Source organism: Streptococcus sp. FDAARGOS_520 (genome assembly GCF_003812685.1).
Classification (GTDB): domain Bacteria; phylum Bacillota; class Bacilli; order Lactobacillales; family Streptococcaceae; genus Streptococcus; species Streptococcus agalactiae.
In genome coordinates, this window is the sequence record NZ_CP033810.1 from 1,871,225 (window position 1) to 1,888,445 (window position 17,221).

The following is a 17,221-nucleotide window of genomic DNA, read 5'->3' on the forward strand; positions in this document are numbered from 1 at the left end:
AAATGGCTTTTGATGTAATTATGCCAAAACTTGGGGTTGACATGCAAGAAGGCGAAATCCTTGAGTGGAAAAAAAATGAAGGTGACACCGTTAATGAAGGTGATGTCCTTCTTGAAATCATGTCTGATAAAACCAATATGGAAATCGAAGCAGAAGACACTGGTGTACTTTTAAAAATTGTACATCAGGCAGGAGATGTTGTTCCCGTCACTGAAGTGATTGCCTATATCGGAGAAGAAGGTGAAGAAGTAGGTACGTCATCACCTTCAGCTGATGCAACTATCACAGCTGAAGATGGTCAATCAGTTTCTGGACCTGCTGCTCCTTCACAAGAGACAGTTGCAGCAGCAACTCCTAAAGAAGAACTTGCAGCTGATGAGTACGATATCGTAGTCGTAGGTGGTGGGCCTGCAGGTTATTACGCAGCAATCCGCGGTGCTCAACTTGGAGGAAAAATTGCCATTGTTGAGAAAACTGAATTTGGCGGTACGTGTTTGAATGTTGGTTGTATCCCTACAAAAACATATCTTAAAAATGCTGAAATCCTAGATGGTTTGAAAGTAGCAGCTGGACGTGGTATCAACCTTGCTTCAACTAACTATGCAATTGATATGGATAAGACTGTTGCCTTTAAAAATTCTGTAGTTAAGACACTGACTGGTGGTGTACGTGGTCTCTTGAAAGCGAACAAAGTTGAAATTTTCAATGGACTTGGACAAGTAAACCCTGATAAGTCTGTTGTTATTGGCGATAAAGTTATCAAAGGTCGTAACGTCGTCCTTGCGACTGGTTCTAAGGTATCTCGTATTAATATTCCAGGTATTGAATCACCATTAGTATTAACATCAGATGATATTCTTGATTTACGTGAAATTCCTAAGTCACTTGCTGTTATGGGTGGTGGTGTCGTAGGTATTGAGCTTGGTCTTGTATGGGCTTCATATGGTGTTGACGTAACTGTTATTGAAATGGCTGATCGCATCATTCCAGCAATGGATAAAGAAGTATCGCTAGAACTTCAAAAAATCCTTGCTAAGAAGGGAATGAAGATTAAAACATCAGTTGGTGTTTCTGAAATTGTTGAAGCCAATAATCAATTAACGCTTAAATTAAACAACGGTGAAGAAGTTGTTGCTGATAAAGCTCTTCTTTCAATTGGACGTGTTCCACAAATGAATGGTCTTGAAAATCTTGAGCCTGAACTTGAGATGGAACGTGGACGTATTAAAGTTAATGCTTATCAAGAAACTTCAATTCCAGGTATCTATGCACCAGGTGATGTTAATGGAACTCGTATGTTAGCTCATGCTGCATACCGTATGGGTGAAGTAGCTGCTGAAAACGCACTCGGCGGTAATAAGCGTAAAGCACATCTAGATTTCACTCCAGCAGCTGTTTATACTCATCCTGAAGTAGCAATGGTGGGGATGACAGAAGAGCAAGCACGTGAACAATATGGTGACATATTAGTTGGTAAAAATAGCTTTACAGGCAATGGTCGTGCTATCGCTTCAAACGAAGCACATGGTTTTGTAAAAGTAATTGCTGAACCTAAGTATAAAGAGATTCTTGGTGTTCACATTATTGGTCCAGCTGCAGCGGAATTGATTAATGAAGCTTCTACGATTATGGAAAATGAGTTGACTGTCTACGATGTAGCACAATCTATCCATGGTCACCCAACATTCTCTGAAGTTATGTACGAAGCTTTCTTAGATGTTCTCGGTGAAGCTATTCACAACCCTCCAAAACGCAAATAATTTTGTTTAATATATTTGAGATTGAGCTTTTATAGCTTCAATCTCTTTTCACGTATATATTGTCTGAATATTATAAAATATTAGTTAGGAATTTAAAATGAAATATATCGTTAACACGTCTAATGATCCGGCTTACAATGTTGCTTTAGAAGCTTACGCCTTTCAAAAGTTGACAGATATCGATGAAATCTTTATTCTTTGGATTAATGAACCGGCTATCATTATTGGACGCCATCAAAATACAATTCAAGAAATTAACAAAGAGTTCATTGATAAAAATGGCATCCATGTTGTCCGTCGTTTGTCAGGAGGCGGAGCAGTTTATCATGACTTGAATAATTTAAACTACACTATTATTTCTAATAATACACAAGAAGGTGCCTTTGATTTCCAAACTTTTTCAAAACCAGTTATTGATACTCTTGCTAAATTAGGTGTTAAAGCAGAATTTACTGGTCGTAATGATTTAGAAATCAATGGACAAAAATTTGCAGGAAATGCTCAAGCTTATTACAAAGGTCGTATGATGCATCATGGTTGTCTTTTATTTGATGTTGATATGTCAGTCTTAGGGCAAGCACTCAAAGTATCTAAAGACAAAATTGAATCTAAAGGGATAAAATCTGTACGCGCACGTGTTACAAATATTGTTGACCATCTTTCAGATAAAATTACAGTACAAGAATTTAGCGATGCCATTTTAGCTCAAATGAAGGAAGAATATCCAGAGATGGATGAATATGTTTTGAGTGATGCCGAGTTATCAGAAATCCAAGCTATGCGCGATAATCAATTTGCTACATGGGATTGGACGTATGGTAAAGCACCTGAATACACCATTGAACGTGGTGTCCGCTATCCAGCTGGAAAAATTACGACTTATGCTAATGTTGAAAATTCAACGATAAAATCTGTCAAAATCTTTGGTGACTTCTTTGGAGTGAAACCTGTGGATGATATTGAAAAAATGTTGGAGGGTGTCCGCTACGATTACAAAGATGTTTTAGCAGCGCTTAAAACAGTTGATACAAGTCAATACTTCTCACGTATGACACCCGAAGAGATTACAAAAGCTATTGTAGACTAAAATCAAAAAATCTAGTCAAAGTCTTCGCCTTTGGCTAGGTTTTTTGTATGGTTAAGTGACGTTATAGTAGTAAAAAAACAACGTTATTGATAACGCTGGTTTTTATATTATTCAAAATCTGCTTTTGATTTAACGTCTCCGTATTCTTCAGGAATCTCTAAAGATAAAATTTCTTCATAACTAGGGAGGACAATCTCTTTACCGTATTTGTTACGGAGGGCAGTTGCCACAAGACGGTAAGCTAGATTAGCATTACGAGAAAGGATTGGACCGTGAAAGTATGACCCAAAAACATTCTTATAATGAACCCCTTCAGTACCATCTTCTTTGTTATTCCCATTTCCATAAATGACGGTTCCTAAAGGTTTTTCGTCTTCTGATAAAAAGGTACGTCCTTGATGATTCTCAAAGCCATAATATGTTTCATTGAATTCATCGTTGTGAATCTTGATATCACCAATATAGCGATTATTATTTTGGTTTAGCGTATAGTGTCCCATAACGCCAATGCCCTCTATTCGTTCTCCATTAGCTTGAATATAGTATTGTCCTAAAAGTTGGAAACCTCCACAAATAGCAAGTACTACACCATTATTTTGAATGAATTTGTTAATGTCTTCTTTCTTACTGGGAAGATCGCGTGCAACAATGGCTTGTTCGTAGTCTTGTCCACCACCAAAAAATGCCATCTGATAATAGTTGGGATCAAATCTATCTTCTAATGAAACGATATCAAATGTCATTTGACATCCTAGTTTTTCTCCCACATATTTCATCATTAAGATATTTCCGTTATCGCCATAAGTATTTAATAGGTTACCATAAAGATGAGCTACATTAAGAGTGTATTTATAATCTTTGGTAGTAGGAGATTTTAGTGAGGTATAAGTCATTAATTCATCTCCTTTCTGATAGCGTTGTGGTTAGCAAGAATTTCACGAAACTCCAGCATAGCTGTATATGTTGCTAAAATATAAGCATGCTCAGTCTCTTGCTGCTCAATCATTGTCATAATATCTTGCAGTTTATCAGCTTGTTTTATGCGTTTCTCATCATAACCAGTTACACGTAAGCGACGAGCAATTTCAGAGTGGCGAACACCACCAGCAAATATTTCTGGGATATTCATCGTGAGAATAGTTTCAAAATTAGCGTCCCAAATCCAAGAAGTATCAATACCGTCAGCATAATTGGCATTCAGTAGTACTGAGAGAGAGAACGGGTATGGAGCAAGTTTAATCATATCAAGAGCTTGACTAGCTCCTACCGGATTTTTAATCAGAACTAAAGTACATTTTTTATTTCCAATTGTAAAGGTTTCTTGACGACCAAAAACGGCACGGCTTTTATCAAATCCATCCTTAATTTGACTTGGTTCTACACCAAAATATTCAGCAACAGATACTGCCGCCAAAGCATTGTAAATATTATAAAGGCCACCCACGTTGATATTATATTGTTGGCCATCAATAACGAAACCTGATGAAGTATTTGTCAGATGTGTTAGCCTTGTTAAGGCATAATCAAGGTTTGGACGTTCAAAATCACAATTAGGACAAGTGTAGTCACCAAGGTTGGCATATGTGTTCAATCGATAAGTTAAAATTGCTTGACACTTTGGACAGAGAATACCCTCAGTATTATAGTGTGCTAATCGTGGCTCATGTTTGTCGGTATTAAATCCATAGAATTGCACAGGGTTAGTCACGCTTTTAGAATTAAAAAGTGGACTGTCACCGTTAGCTAAGATAGTAGCTTGCGGAGCGTTAGCAGCTCCATCTAAAATCATTTGATAAGTTGTGTAGATTTCGCCATAACGGTCCATTTGATCACGGAAAATATTGGTAAAGACGAACAAACTAGGCTTTATATACTGTGTAATACGGGGTAAACTCGCTTCGTCTATTTCAAGGACAGCTATTTTTTTACCAGATTTACTTTTCTTAGCTGTTAGGAAGGTCGAAACAATACCTGTAATCATATTTGCTCCACTTGGGTTGGTTACCACCTGACCGAAGGCTTCCTTTAAAATACCAACTGTTAAAGCTGTTGTTAAGGTTTTACCGTTAGTACCAGTCACAACTACAATTTCATAATCTTTGGCAATTGTATCTAGTATATCTTTATCGAATTTGAGTGCTAAACTACCCGGATAAGTAGAGCCACGTCCCATTTTACTTAAAAGGTAATGAGCAGACTTACCGGCAGCCACTCCTAGTGCTGTATTTATTTTCATAAAGATATTTTATCATAAAAAGATGCTTTCTTGCTAAAGAAAATATTATGAAAACATGGTATAATGTAGACGATGGAAAATAAGAAATCAAGGAGTTAAGCAAGAAACTCTTCGACAGGCTACCAGTAGAGAGGAAGATATGGATATTTTTTCAGCTATTGATTCAAAGTTTTGGGCGAGCATTATGGAAAATCCATGGATGATCCTTATTCATCTCATGGATATTATCATAGTAGCTGTTCTGATTTATAAATTTATCAAAGCGCTAGCAGGCACAAAAATTATGTCCTTAATTCAGGGCGTTATTTTGTTTATCATCATTAGATTTGTGTCAGAATGGATAGGGCTAACAACGATTACATTTTTGATGAATCAGATTGTTACTTATGGTGTAATTGCAGGTGTTGTCATCTTTGCTCCAGAGATTAGAACAGGTCTCGAAAAATTTGGGCGAACACCACAACTATTTACGCAACGTTCTCAATTAAGCAGTGATGAAAAGCTAGTAGATGCCCTTGTTAAGGCAGTTGCTTATATGAGTCCGCGTAAAATAGGAGCCTTGATTTCAATTGAACGTACCCAAACTTTGCAAGAGTATATAGCTACAGGTATCCCATTAGATGCAGATATTTCCAGTGAATTGTTAATTAATATTTTCATTCCTAATACACCACTGCATGATGGTGCTGTTATTGTAAAAGATAAAAAAATTGCTACAGCATGCTCGTACTTACCTCTATCAGAATCATCTTCGATTTCAAAAGAATTTGGAACACGCCACAGAGCAGCGATTGGTCTATCAGAGAATTCAGATGCACTAACAGTTATTGTTTCTGAAGAGACTGGTGGTATTTCTGTTGCTTTGAAAGGTGAATTTTTACATGATCTTTCTAAAGATAGCTTTGAAGCAATTCTGAGAACTCAGTTGATTCAAAATCAAGAGGAAAACTCAAAATTAGCTTGGTATAATCAACTATTGAGGAGGAAGTAGACATGAAAAAATTTTTTACAAATAAATTTTGGTTAGGCGTTGTCTCACTCTTTCTGGCTATTTTATTATTTTTAACGGCAACTGCAACAAGTATGAACCATCAAGACAATAGTAAGATTGCAGGAGCGTCTGAGACATATACACATACCCTAACAGATGTGCCAATAGACATCAAATACGATAGTGATGATTACTTTATTAGTGGATATTCTTATGGGGCAGATGTCTATATGTCATCGGTTAATCGTGTTAAGTTAGATTCTGAAATAAATGAGGATACACGAAAATTTAAAGTAGTCGCCGATTTGACAAATATGAAACCAGGGACTCACAAAGTCCCACTAAAGGTAGTAAATTTGCCATCTGGTGTAAATGCTACGGTTTCTCCAACAACAATTACAGTAACTATGGGTAAAAAGAAAACAAAAGAGTTTCCGGTTTATGGACATGTTAATGATAAGCAAATTAAAGCTGGTTATGCAGTCGATAAGATGTCAGTTGATGTGTCAAAAGTTAAAGTTACTAGTGATGAATCTATTATAGATCGTATTGACCATGTCGCTGCCAATATCCCTGATGATAAAGTTCTTGATGATGATTTTAACAAGACAGTTACTTTACAAGCTGTAACAGCAGATGGTACAGTATTAGCAAGTATTATTCACCCTTCTAAAGCAACTTTATCTGTCAAAGTAAAAAAATTGACCAAGACAGTACCGATTAATTTGATACCAGTAGGACAATTCAGCGATAGTATTTCAAAAATTAACTACAAGTTGAGTCAAGAAAAAGCAGTAATTTCAGGAACAAAAGAGGCTTTAGAAGCTATTTCTGTTATTAATGCTGAGGTAGATATTTCAGACGTAACTAAAAATACAGAAAAGAAAATTAATCTTTCTGCAAACAATGTTTCAGTTGATCCTGCTCAAGTAACAGTTCAATTGACAACTACTAAAAAATAATAGATAATAAAAACGAAAAAAATGGAGGTAGCGTTTTTCGCTAGAAAAAAATTATGGGAAAATATTTTGGTACAGATGGTGTTCGCGGTGAAGCTAATGTTGAACTGACGCCAGAATTGGCTTTTAAATTAGGACGTTTTGGAGGATATGTTCTAAGTCAACACGAAACTGATCGTCCGAGAGTTTTTGTAGCTCGTGATACTCGTATTTCTGGTGAAATGCTGGAATCTGCTTTGATTGCTGGTCTACTTTCAGTAGGTATTGAGGTTTATAAACTTGGTGTTTTAGCCACTCCTGGAGTGTCTTACCTTGTCCGTACAGAAAAAGCTAGTGCAGGGGTTATGATTTCAGCAAGCCACAATCCAGCACTTGATAATGGTATTAAGTTCTTTGGTAGTGATGGTTTTAAACTTGATGATGATCGTGAATTAGAAATTGAAGCTTTACTTGATGCGAAGGAAGACACTTTACCACGTCCATCAGCACAAGGTTTAGGTACTTTAGTAGATTATCCTGAAGGACTTCGGAAATATGAGAAGTTTATGGAATCAACTGGTATTGATTTAGAAGGTATGAAGGTTGCGTTGGATACAGCAAATGGAGCAGCAACAGCCTCAGCTCGGAATATCTTTTTAGACTTGAATGCTGATATAAGTGTTATTGGTGATCAACCAGATGGTTTGAATATCAATGATGGTGTTGGTTCGACACATCCTGAGCAATTACAAAGTTTAGTTAGAGAAAATGGTTCCGACATCGGTCTAGCTTTTGATGGTGATAGTGATCGTTTGATCGCTGTTGATGAAAATGGAGAGATTGTAGATGGTGATAAAATTATGTTTATCATTGGGAAATATCTCTCTGATAAAGGGCAGCTTGCTCAGAATACAATCGTAACAACGGTTATGTCAAATCTCGGCTTTCATAAAGCGCTCGACCGTGAAGGAATTCATAAAGCGATTACCGCTGTAGGAGACCGCTACGTGGTTGAAGAAATGCGTAAATCAGGATATAATCTTGGCGGAGAGCAATCAGGCCACGTTATTATCATGGATTACAATACTACAGGGGATGGACAATTAACAGCCATCCAATTGACTAAGGTCATGAAAGAAACTGGTAAGAAATTATCAGAGTTAGCTAGTGAAGTGACGATTTATCCTCAAAAATTAGTAAATATTCGTGTTGAAAATAACATGAAAGATAAAGCGATGGAAGTTCCTGCAATTGCGGAAATTATTGCTAAAATGGAAGAAGAGATGGATGGCAATGGTCGTATTCTAGTACGTCCTAGTGGTACTGAGCCTCTTCTTAGAGTTATGGCAGAAGCGCCAACAAATGAAGCGGTTGATTATTATGTTGATACTATCGCAGATGTCGTTCGTACAGAAATTGGTTTAGATTAAAACGGCGTTATTCTGCTATAAAGTCGTCAATGTTATAAAATAATAAAGAGATGGAATTGGAGTGGAGCATCAAGCATACGCCTTTCTCTCTCTTTTTGATTTGAGAAGGGAGTTTAGAGAAAATGACTAAAGAAGCAGAATTATTATGGGCTAAACACAAGTATTTAGTCTTAAGTAAATCTCAGAAAATTTATTTGGATATTAGACAAACTTTGAAATCACCAAATTGTACCGTTTTAGACGTTCAGTCACTCATTGACCAAGCAGTGCTTTTAGAAGAATCACCATCACAAGTGACTAATGCTTATATGCATATATGGGGCTATTTTAAAAATAAGGCAGAGCGTCAAGAAAAAGAAGAATTTTTAACCTTGCTGGAAAAATACAGGAAAACAGGTTATCAACGAAGAAAACTGTTAGCTTTTCTAAAACAGCTATTAGCTAAATACCCAAATTCTTATTTACAAAACTCTTCTATTTTCGAAGAAGAGTAAAAGATTGATAGTTGAGGTATATAAATGAGATTATGGCATCAAGATATTATTGAGTTATTGCCTAGGCAGCAACTTTTAGGACAGCATAGAGAGTGTTGTGCATTGAGAGGGAATGGGTGGGGGAGAAAACATGAGACTGTTGATTATGTTTTTCGATATTCACCTTATAGGTTATTTGCATATCATCAATTAGTTATGGAAGAAATGATGGAGCGTGGGTATCGTGTATCTAAAGAATGGCTAATTGCAGAATATAGGGGAATGAAGTGCCCAAGATATGATACACTTAATCCTGTTGACTTGGAGACACCTATCTATCCCGAGCACAATCAAGACTATCTACAAGAATGTCTATGGAATTTAAAAGCAAAAGGAATTGACCTTCCTATAAATAAGATAAAATAGAGATTTATCTCTATTTTATTTTGGAATAAAAAGCTATATTATCAAGTTTTAGAGGAGTGTTTTTTTAAGGGCAAAGTGGTAAAATAGAAACATGTTAAAGAAACCAACCTCAGCATATGTACACATTCCATTTTGTACCCAAATATGTTATTATTGTGATTTTTCAAAAGTTTTTATTAAAAATCAGCCTGTAGACGCTTATCTTCAGGCTCTTATCCGTGAATTTCGGTCTTATGATATTACAGAATTGCGCACCTTATATATTGGAGGAGGGACACCTACATCTATAAGCGCTGTGCAACTGGACTATTTATTGACGGAGTTAAGTAGAGATTTAAACTTAAATACTTTAGAGGAGTTCACTATCGAAGCTAATCCAGGAGATTTAACCGTTGATAAAATAGAGGTGCTTCAAAAGTCAGCTGTCAATAGAGTTTCTCTAGGAGTTCAGACCTTTAATGATAAACATTTAAAGCGTATTGGACGCAGTCACAATGAGGCACAAATTTATTCTACAATTGATGCTCTTAAAACAGCTGGTTTTCAAAATATCTCTATTGACCTAATTTATGCCTTACCTGGACAAACGATGGATGATGTTAGAAGTAATGTAGCCAAAGCTCTCTCTCTAAATATTCCTCATTTGAGTTTATATAGTTTAATTTTAGAACACCATACTGTATTTATGAATAAAATGCGTCGTGGGAAATTACATTTGCCAACAGAAGATTTAGAAGCCGAGATGTTTGAATATATCATTTCTGAAATGGAAAGAAATGGTTTTGAGCATTATGAAATTTCTAATTTTACAAAGCCGGGTTTTGAAAGTCGTCATAATTTGATGTACTGGGATAATGTAGAATATTATGGTGTTGGTGCAGGCGCTTCTGGTTATCTTGATGGTATTCGTTATCGTAATAGAGGGCCAATACAACATTATCTAAAGGGGGTTTCAGAAGGTAATGCAAGGTTATCTGAAGAAGTATTATCAAAAAATGAAATGATGGAAGAGGAGCTTTTCCTCGGTCTTCGTAAAAAAGAGGGTGTTTCCATCGGAAAATTTGAACAAAAATTTGGAACGTCCTTTGAGAAACGTTACGGTCAGATTGTTCAAGAACTCCAAAGTGATGGGCTTTTGAAAGAAAATAATGGTTTTATCCAGATGACTAAAAAAGGTCTCTTCTTAGGAGATACGGTTGCCGAGAAATTTATTGTGGAGTAAAAAATGGGTTTATTATATCGAGAAACTTACGAAGTGCCTTTTTATGAATCAGACACTAATCATTATATGAAATTACCGCAGTTGTTGGCTTTAGCGTTACAAATTTCAGCCAAACAATCTTTAAAATTAGGAATAGGCGATGACATCGTTTTTAAAAGATACGGATTGGTTTGGGTCGTTACAGATTATATTATTGATATTGAGCGTTTACCCAAGCATGCTGAAAAGATAGTCATTGAGACTGAAGCCAAAGCTCATAATAAATTATTGTGTTACCGCTATTTTTATATTTATGGTGAAGACGGGCAAAAAATAATAACGATTTCATCTGCTTTTGTCTTAATGGATTTTAAAACACGGAAGATTCATCCTGTTCTTGATGATATTACTTCAATTTACCAATCCCAAAGAATCAAAAAAGTTATTCGAGGGCCGAAATATCATCCCATTGGAGATAGTAAAGTTAAACAATACCATGTTCGTTATTTTGATTTAGATATGAATGGACATGTTAATAATAGTAAGTATCTAGAATGGATGTATGATGTGTTGGACTTAGATTTTCTAAGTAGCCACATTCCTAAAAAAATTGATTTAAAATATATTAAGGAAATTCAATATGGAACGGATATTAAGTCTCATTGGTATCAAGATGGTCTTGTGACACGTCATGATATTATTGGTGGCGATGCTATTCATGCTCAAGCTAGGATTGAATGGCAGGAAAAAAAGGAGGATTAAATGGCTTATAAAGGATATCTTATTGATTTAGATGGTACTATTTACAAAGGGAAAAGTCGTATCCCAGCAGGAGAGCGTTTTATCGAACGTTTGCAAGAAAAAGGCATTCCTTATATGTTAGTAACTAATAATACGACTCGTACACCAGAAAGCGTTCAGGAAATGCTTCGAGGCTTCAATGTTGAAACACCACTTGAAACAATCTATACCGCAACTATGGCTACGGTTGACTATATGAATGATATGAACCGTGGAAAAACAGCTTACGTTATTGGTGAAGAAGGGCTTAAAAAAGCTATTGCAGATGCAGGTTATGTGGAGGATACAAAAAATCCAGCCTATGTGGTTGTTGGTTTAGATTGGAATGTTACTTATGATAAATTGGCAACTGCTACGTTAGCAATTCAAAATGGTGCTTTATTTATTGGAACCAATCCAGATTTGAATATTCCTACTGAACGTGGTTTATTACCCGGTGCTGGCTCCTTAAATGCTTTATTAGAAGCCGCAACGCGTATAAAACCAGTCTTTATTGGAAAGCCAAATGCCATCATTATGAATAAGGCACTTGAAATTTTAAATATTCCTAGAAATCAAGCAGTCATGGTCGGTGATAATTATTTGACAGATATCATGGCTGGTATTAATAATGATATTGATACTTTGTTAGTAACAACGGGTTTTACAACAGTTGAAGAAGTACCAGATTTACCAATTCAACCAAGTTATGTTTTAGCAAGTTTAGATGAATGGACATTTAATGAAGGATAAGTTATTAGTAGTTTTAACTTGGATTTGGATTATATCGTTAGCAACTCTAGCTACAATTTATATTGCTTGGTTGATCTATCCTATAGAAATTCAGTTTTTAAAATTAGAAAAGGTTGTGTATTTAAAGGCTGAAACAATTTATTATAATTTTAATAAGTTGATGATATATCTGACTCATCCTTTTATCTCTGATTTAAATATGCCCAGCTTTCCTTCTTCAGAGGATGGTTTAAAGCATTTTGCGGATGTAAAATATCTTTTTACTCTAGCGCATGGGCTTTTTGTTATACTAACTTTTCCAGTTATTTATTTTTTAAGACGTGGATGGAAGCAAAAAAGTATCTTTCTATATGAAGGCTTTTTCAAGATAGCTATTATGTTGCCTATTTTTATTGTAGTATGTGCCTTTCTGTTGGGTTTTGACCAGTTTTTCACTCTATTTCATGAGGTGCTTTTTCCAGGAGATTCTACTTGGCAATTTAATCCTCTAACGGATCCAGTAATTTGGATACTTCCTGAAACTTTTTTCCTCCATTGTTTCATCATTTTTTTGTTAATCTATGAAACAATAACTATAATTCTTTTGATAATAGGTAGAAAACATTTAAAATTAAGAAAATATAAAAACAAAATGCAAGCCTTATAATAGCGCTTGCATTTTGTTTGCTATTTTTTTATAATACAAATATGAGAAATGTCGGAATTATAACAATGACATAAAAAAGCACCGAATCGGTGCTCACTTTTTCAAGCTGAATACGGACTGGATTAAAAATCACTGCCTTATTTTAACGTGCTGTGCTGTTTCGAATAATTCCAACAAAATTATTATATGTTATTTTAGTGTAATAATCAAGTAAAAAATAAAAATCAGCAAAGCTTTAAAACTTAAAACATACTTTAGGATATTTTAACAAATAACAGATGAAAGATAAAGATAATGCTTTTAAAATTCAAAAAAATAATATATAATTAAAGTATGTTTTAAAGGTGTTGTTTTTAGAATGGTGTTTTAAATAAAAGGATAAAAGTTATGAATAAGCCATATTCAATAGGCCTTGACATCGGTACTAATTCCGTCGGATGGAGCATTATTACAGATGATTATAAAGTACCTGCTAAGAAGATGAGAGTTTTAGGGAACACTGATAAAGAATATATTAAGAAGAATCTCATAGGTGCTCTGCTTTTTGATGGCGGGAATACTGCTGCAGATAGACGCTTGAAGCGAACTGCTCGTCGTCGTTATACACGTCGTAGAAATCGTATTCTATATTTACAAGAAATTTTTGCAGAGGAAATGAGTAAAGTTGATGATAGTTTCTTTCATCGATTAGAGGATTCTTTTCTAGTTGAGGAAGATAAGAGAGGGAGCAAGTATCCTATCTTTGCAACATTGCAGGAAGAGAAAGATTATCATGAAAAATTTTCGACAATCTATCATTTGAGAAAAGAATTAGCTGACAAGAAAGAAAAAGCAGACCTTCGTCTTATTTATATTGCTCTAGCTCATATCATTAAATTTAGAGGGCATTTCCTAATTGAGGATGATAGCTTTGATGTCAGGAATACAGACATTTCAAAACAATATCAAGATTTTTTAGAAATCTTTAATACAACTTTTGAAAATAATGATTTGTTATCTCAAAACGTTGACGTAGAGGCAATACTAACAGATAAGATTAGCAAGTCTGCGAAGAAAGATCGTATTTTAGCGCAGTATCCTAACCAAAAATCTACTGGCATTTTTGCAGAATTTTTGAAATTGATTGTCGGAAATCAAGCTGACTTCAAGAAATATTTCAATTTGGAGGATAAAACGCCGCTTCAATTCGCTAAGGATAGCTACGATGAAGATTTAGAAAATCTTCTTGGACAGATTGGTGATGAATTTGCAGACTTATTCTCAGCAGCGAAAAAGTTATATGATAGTGTCCTTTTGTCTGGCATTCTTACAGTAATCGACCTCAGTACCAAGGCGCCACTTTCAGCTTCTATGATTCAGCGTTATGATGAACATAGAGAGGACTTGAAACAGTTAAAACAATTCGTAAAAGCTTCATTGCCGGAAAAATATCAAGAAATATTTGCTGATTCATCAAAAGATGGCTACGCTGGTTATATTGAAGGTAAAACTAATCAAGAAGCTTTTTATAAATACCTGTCAAAATTGTTGACCAAGCAAGAAGATAGCGAGAATTTTCTTGAAAAAATCAAGAATGAAGATTTCTTGAGAAAACAAAGGACCTTTGATAATGGCTCAATTCCACACCAAGTCCATTTGACAGAGCTGAAAGCTATTATCCGCCGTCAATCAGAATACTATCCCTTCTTGAAAGAGAATCAAGATAGGATTGAAAAAATCCTTACCTTTAGAATTCCTTATTATATCGGGCCACTAGCACGTGAGAAGAGTGATTTTGCATGGATGACTCGCAAAACAGATGACAGTATTCGACCTTGGAATTTTGAAGACTTGGTTGATAAAGAAAAATCTGCGGAAGCTTTTATCCATCGTATGACCAACAATGATTTTTATCTTCCTGAAGAAAAAGTTTTACCAAAGCATAGTCTTATTTATGAAAAATTTACGGTCTATAATGAGTTGACTAAGGTTAGATATAAAAATGAGCAAGGTGAGACTTATTTTTTTGATAGCAATATTAAACAAGAAATCTTTGATGGAGTATTCAAGGAACATCGTAAGGTATCCAAGAAGAAGTTGCTAGATTTTCTGGCTAAAGAATATGAGGAGTTTAGGATAGTAGATGTTATTGGTCTAGATAAAGAAAATAAAGCTTTCAACGCCTCATTGGGAACTTACCACGATCTCGAAAAAATACTAGACAAAGATTTTCTAGATAATCCAGATAATGAGTCTATTCTGGAAGATATCGTCCAAACTCTAACATTATTTGAAGACAGAGAAATGATTAAGAAGCGTCTTGAAAACTATAAAGATCTTTTTACAGAGTCACAACTAAAAAAACTCTATCGTCGTCACTATACTGGCTGGGGACGATTGTCTGCTAAGTTAATCAATGGTATTCGAGATAAAGAGAGTCAAAAAACAATCTTGGACTATCTTATTGATGATGGTAGATCTAATCGCAACTTTATGCAGTTGATAAATGATGATGGTCTATCTTTCAAATCAATTATCAGTAAGGCACAGGCTGGTAGTCATTCAGATAATCTAAAAGAAGTTGTAGGTGAGCTTGCAGGTAGCCCTGCTATTAAAAAGGGAATTCTACAAAGTTTGAAAATTGTTGATGAGCTTGTTAAAGTCATGGGATACGAACCTGAACAAATTGTGGTTGAGATGGCGCGTGAGAATCAAACAACAAATCAAGGTCGTCGTAACTCTCGACAACGCTATAAACTTCTTGATGATGGCGTTAAGAATCTAGCTAGTGACTTGAATGGCAATATTTTGAAAGAATATCCTACGGATAATCAAGCGTTGCAAAATGAAAGACTTTTCCTTTACTACTTACAAAACGGAAGAGATATGTATACAGGGGAAGCTCTAGATATTGACAATTTAAGTCAATATGATATTGACCACATTATTCCTCAAGCTTTCATAAAAGATGATTCTATTGATAATCGTGTTTTGGTATCATCTGCTAAAAATCGTGGAAAGTCAGATGATGTTCCTAGCCTTGAAATTGTAAAAGATTGTAAAGTTTTCTGGAAAAAATTACTTGATGCTAAGTTAATGAGTCAGCGTAAGTATGATAATTTGACTAAGGCAGAGCGCGGAGGCCTAACTTCCGATGATAAGGCAAGATTTATCCAACGTCAGTTGGTTGAGACACGACAAATTACCAAGCATGTTGCCCGTATCTTGGATGAACGCTTTAATAATGAGCTTGATAGTAAAGGTAGAAGGATCCGCAAAGTTAAAATTGTAACCTTGAAGTCAAATTTGGTTTCAAATTTCCGAAAAGAATTTGGATTCTATAAAATTCGTGAAGTTAACAATTATCACCATGCACATGATGCCTATCTTAATGCAGTAGTTGCTAAAGCTATTCTAACCAAATATCCTCAGTTAGAGCCAGAATTTGTCTACGGCGACTATCCAAAATATAATAGTTACAAAACGCGTAAATCCGCTACAGAAAAGCTATTTTTCTATTCAAATATTATGAACTTCTTTAAAACTAAGGTAACTTTAGCGGATGGAACCGTTGTTGTAAAAGATGATATTGAAGTTAATAATGATACGGGTGAAATTGTTTGGGATAAAAAGAAACACTTTGCGACAGTTAGAAAAGTCTTGTCATACCCTCAGAACAATATCGTGAAGAAGACAGAGATTCAGACAGGTGGTTTCTCTAAGGAATCAATCTTGGCGCATGGTAACTCAGATAAGTTGATTCCAAGAAAAACGAAGGATATTTATTTAGATCCTAAGAAATATGGAGGTTTTGATAGTCCGATAGTAGCTTACTCTGTTTTAGTTGTAGCTGATATCAAAAAGGGTAAAGCACAAAAACTAAAAACAGTTACGGAACTTTTAGGAATTACCATCATGGAGAGGTCCAGATTTGAGAAAAATCCATCAGCTTTCCTTGAATCAAAAGGCTATTTAAATATTAGGGCTGATAAACTAATTATTTTGCCCAAGTATAGTCTGTTCGAATTAGAAAATGGGCGTCGTCGATTACTTGCTAGTGCTGGTGAATTACAAAAAGGTAATGAGCTAGCCTTACCAACACAATTTATGAAGTTCTTATACCTTGCAAGTCGTTATAATGAGTCAAAAGGTAAACCAGAGGAGATTGAGAAGAAACAAGAATTTGTAAATCAACATGTCTCTTATTTTGATGACATCCTTCAATTAATTAATGATTTTTCCAAACGAGTTATTCTAGCAGATGCTAATTTAGAGAAAATCAATAAGCTTTACCAAGATAATAAGGAAAATATATCAGTAGATGAACTTGCTAATAATATTATCAATCTATTTACTTTTACCAGTCTAGGAGCTCCAGCAGCTTTTAAATTTTTTGATAAAATAGTTGATAGAAAACGCTATACATCAACTAAAGAAGTACTTAATTCTACCCTAATTCATCAATCTATTACTGGACTTTATGAAACACGTATTGATTTGGGTAAGTTAGGAGAAGATTGA

At 35.1% G+C, this 17,221-nt stretch carries 14 protein-coding genes; 12 read left to right on the forward strand and 2 right to left on the reverse strand.

Annotated elements, in window-relative coordinates; all coding sequences use genetic code 11:
- Positions 1 to 2 precede the first annotated feature (2 nt).
- Complete coding sequence (gene lpdA, locus EGX96_RS09940) at positions 3 to 1,760, forward strand: dihydrolipoyl dehydrogenase (RefSeq protein ID WP_000863368.1); 1,758 nt, start codon at positions 3 to 5, stop codon at positions 1,758 to 1,760.
- Positions 1,761 to 1,857: 97 nt separating this feature from the next.
- Positions 1,858 to 2,847, forward strand: a complete 990-nt coding sequence (locus EGX96_RS09945; protein WP_000875296.1) for a lipoate--protein ligase — start codon at positions 1,858 to 1,860, stop codon at positions 2,845 to 2,847.
- 107 nt (positions 2,848 to 2,954) lie between these two features.
- Here EGX96_RS09945 and gatD read toward each other — a convergent pair whose 3' ends face one another.
- Positions 2,955 to 3,740: a lipid II isoglutaminyl synthase subunit GatD gene (gene gatD / locus EGX96_RS09950; protein ID WP_000222749.1), complete on the reverse strand. Its 786-nt coding sequence runs from the start codon at positions 3,738 to 3,740 to the stop codon at positions 2,955 to 2,957.
- Positions 3,740 to 5,083 (reverse strand): lipid II isoglutaminyl synthase subunit MurT, encoded by a 1,344-nt coding sequence (murT, locus tag EGX96_RS09955; RefSeq protein WP_000700880.1) that lies wholly within the window; start codon positions 5,081 to 5,083, stop codon positions 3,740 to 3,742. Before murT ends, gatD begins: the two co-directional genes overlap by 1 nt.
- A 139-nt stretch (positions 5,084 to 5,222) precedes the next feature.
- Here murT and cdaA point away from each other — a divergent pair, with 139 nt between their 5' ends.
- From cdaA to cas9, 10 genes are all read left to right on the forward strand, one after another.
- Complete coding sequence (cdaA, locus tag EGX96_RS09960; protein WP_000350949.1) at positions 5,223 to 6,074, forward strand: diadenylate cyclase CdaA; 852 nt, start codon at positions 5,223 to 5,225, stop codon at positions 6,072 to 6,074.
- Positions 6,075 to 6,076: 2 nt separating this feature from the next.
- Positions 6,077 to 7,036 (forward strand): CdaR family protein, encoded by a 960-nt coding sequence (locus EGX96_RS09965; protein WP_000713236.1) that lies wholly within the window; start codon positions 6,077 to 6,079, stop codon positions 7,034 to 7,036.
- A gap of 53 nt (positions 7,037 to 7,089) precedes the next feature.
- Positions 7,090 to 8,442 carry a phosphoglucosamine mutase gene (gene glmM / locus EGX96_RS09970; protein ID WP_000521427.1) on the forward strand — a complete coding sequence of 451 codons (1,353 nt, stop codon included), beginning with the start codon at positions 7,090 to 7,092 and terminating at the stop codon, positions 8,440 to 8,442.
- A 122-nt stretch (positions 8,443 to 8,564) separates the two neighbouring features.
- Positions 8,565 to 8,936 carry a YbgA family protein gene (locus tag EGX96_RS09975; protein ID WP_000159234.1) on the forward strand — a complete coding sequence of 124 codons (372 nt, stop codon included), beginning with the start codon at positions 8,565 to 8,567 and terminating at the stop codon, positions 8,934 to 8,936.
- A 24-nt stretch (positions 8,937 to 8,960) separates the two neighbouring features.
- Positions 8,961 to 9,341: a TIGR02328 family protein gene (locus EGX96_RS09980; RefSeq protein ID WP_001241816.1), complete on the forward strand. Its 381-nt coding sequence runs from the start codon at positions 8,961 to 8,963 to the stop codon at positions 9,339 to 9,341.
- A 91-nt stretch (positions 9,342 to 9,432) separates the two neighbouring features.
- Positions 9,433 to 10,563, forward strand: coding sequence for a radical SAM family heme chaperone HemW (gene hemW / locus EGX96_RS09985; RefSeq protein WP_000914664.1), 1,131 nt, complete (start codon positions 9,433 to 9,435; stop codon positions 10,561 to 10,563).
- Positions 10,564 to 10,566: 3 nt separating this feature from the next.
- The gene (locus tag EGX96_RS09990) at positions 10,567 to 11,304 is read left to right on the forward strand and encodes an acyl-ACP thioesterase domain-containing protein (protein ID WP_000523795.1); all 738 of its coding nucleotides are present in this window, start codon (positions 10,567 to 10,569) and stop codon (positions 11,302 to 11,304) included.
- Positions 11,305 to 12,075, forward strand: a complete 771-nt coding sequence (locus EGX96_RS09995; RefSeq protein WP_000323544.1) for a TIGR01457 family HAD-type hydrolase — start codon at positions 11,305 to 11,307, stop codon at positions 12,073 to 12,075.
- Complete coding sequence (locus EGX96_RS10000; protein ID WP_000653357.1) at positions 12,065 to 12,721, forward strand: TIGR01906 family membrane protein; 657 nt, start codon at positions 12,065 to 12,067, stop codon at positions 12,719 to 12,721. The genes EGX96_RS09995 and EGX96_RS10000 overlap by 11 nt, the downstream gene beginning before the upstream one ends.
- 387 nt (positions 12,722 to 13,108) lie before the next feature.
- Entirely contained in the window at positions 13,109 to 17,221 is a 4,113-nt protein-coding gene (gene cas9, locus EGX96_RS10005; protein WP_001040087.1) for a type II CRISPR RNA-guided endonuclease Cas9, read from the forward strand.

Coding starts and splice junctions, on each gene's coding strand:
- glmM (WP_000521427.1), top strand. CDS start 7,090: ATGGGAAAATATTTTGGTACAGATGGTGTTCGCGGTGAAGCTAATGTT.
- EGX96_RS09980 (WP_001241816.1), top strand. CDS start 8,961: ATGAGATTATGGCATCAAGATATTATTGAGTTATTGCCTAGGCAGCAA.
- EGX96_RS09945 (WP_000875296.1), top strand. CDS start 1,858: ATGAAATATATCGTTAACACGTCTAATGATCCGGCTTACAATGTTGCT.
- EGX96_RS10000 (WP_000653357.1), top strand. CDS start 12,065: ATGAAGGATAAGTTATTAGTAGTTTTAACTTGGATTTGGATTATATCG.
- EGX96_RS09995 (WP_000323544.1), top strand. CDS start 11,305: ATGGCTTATAAAGGATATCTTATTGATTTAGATGGTACTATTTACAAA.
- murT (WP_000700880.1), bottom strand. CDS start 5,083: ATGAAAATAAATACAGCACTAGGAGTGGCTGCCGGTAAGTCTGCTCAT.
- EGX96_RS09990 (WP_000523795.1), top strand. CDS start 10,567: ATGGGTTTATTATATCGAGAAACTTACGAAGTGCCTTTTTATGAATCA.
- lpdA (WP_000863368.1), top strand. CDS start 3: ATGGCTTTTGATGTAATTATGCCAAAACTTGGGGTTGACATGCAAGAA.
- gatD (WP_000222749.1), bottom strand. CDS start 3,740: ATGACTTATACCTCACTAAAATCTCCTACTACCAAAGATTATAAATAC.
- cas9 (WP_001040087.1), top strand. CDS start 13,109: ATGAATAAGCCATATTCAATAGGCCTTGACATCGGTACTAATTCCGTC.
- cdaA (WP_000350949.1), top strand. CDS start 5,223: ATGGATATTTTTTCAGCTATTGATTCAAAGTTTTGGGCGAGCATTATG.
- hemW (WP_000914664.1), top strand. CDS start 9,433: ATGTTAAAGAAACCAACCTCAGCATATGTACACATTCCATTTTGTACC.
- EGX96_RS09975 (WP_000159234.1), top strand. CDS start 8,565: ATGACTAAAGAAGCAGAATTATTATGGGCTAAACACAAGTATTTAGTC.
- EGX96_RS09965 (WP_000713236.1), top strand. CDS start 6,077: ATGAAAAAATTTTTTACAAATAAATTTTGGTTAGGCGTTGTCTCACTC.